This window comes from Inquilinus limosus MP06 (genome assembly GCF_000767795.1).
Taxonomy (GTDB): domain Bacteria; phylum Pseudomonadota; class Alphaproteobacteria; order DSM-16000; family Inquilinaceae; genus Inquilinus; species Inquilinus limosus_E.
Map to the genome: position 1 here is coordinate 1 of NZ_JANX01001044.1, position 1,038 is coordinate 1,038.

Annotated in this window: 1 protein-coding gene; it reads left to right on the forward strand. The window is 67.7% G+C overall.

Features of this window, described 5'->3' with window-relative positions; translation table 11 throughout:
* A partial coding sequence (gene sucC, locus P409_RS35060; RefSeq protein WP_034849638.1) for an ADP-forming succinate--CoA ligase subunit beta occupies positions 1-968 on the forward strand: 968 nt, incomplete at its 5' end.
* Between the last annotated feature and the right edge of the window lie 70 nt (positions 969-1,038).

Genomic DNA, 1,038 nt, shown 5'->3' on the forward strand with positions numbered 1-1,038 from the left:
ATGTCGCGGCGGCGGCGGAGGCGATGCTGGGCCGGACGCTGGTGACGGTGCAGACAGGTCCCGCGGGCAAGGAGGTCGGCCGGATCTATGTCGAGGAAGGCTGCGACATCGCCCGCGAGCTGTATCTGTCGCTCCTGGTCGACCGCAAGAGCGGCCGGGTGACGATCATCGCCTCGACCGAGGGCGGCATGGCGATCGAGGAGGTGGCCGAGGCCACGCCGGAGAAGATCCAGACCATCGTCATCGACCCGGCGACGGGGCTGTCGGACTTCCATGGCCGCGAGGTCGCCTTCGGCCTCGGCCTCGAGGGCAAGCAGGTCAATGCCGCGGTCGGCTTCCTGAAGGGCCTGTACAAGGCCTTCACCGAGCTCGATGCGTCCCTCGTCGAGATCAACCCGCTGGTGGTGACCGGGGCCGGGCAGCTGATCGCGCTCGACGCCAAGATGGGCTTCGACGACAACGCCCTGTTCCGCCACAAGGACATCGAGGAGCTGCGCGACGAGAGCGAGCAGGACCCGACCGAGACCGAGGCGGAGAAGGCGTCGCTGAACTACGTCAAGCTCGACGGCAACATCGGCTGCATGGTCAACGGCGCCGGCTTGGCGATGGCGACCATGGACATCATCAAGCTGGAGGGCGGCGAGCCCGCCAACTTCCTCGATGTCGGCGGCGGCGCCACGCGCGAGCGGGTGACCACGGCGTTCAAGCTGATCCTGTCGGACCCGAATGTCGAAGGCATCCTGGTCAACATCTTCGGCGGCATCATGCGCTGCGACGTGATCGCCGAGGGCGTGGTCGAGGCCGCGCGCGAGGTGTCGCTGCACGTGCCGCTGGTGGTGCGGCTGGAAGGCACCAATGTCGAGCGCGGCAAGCAGATCCTGGCCGAGAGCGGGCTGCCGATCCTGTCGGCCGACGACCTCGGCGACGCCGCAGTGAAGATCGTCCGTGCCGTGAAGGAGGCCGCGTGATGGCCGTGCTCGTCGACAAGAACACCAAGGTGATCTGCCAGGGCTTCACCGGGGCCCAGGGCACCTTCCA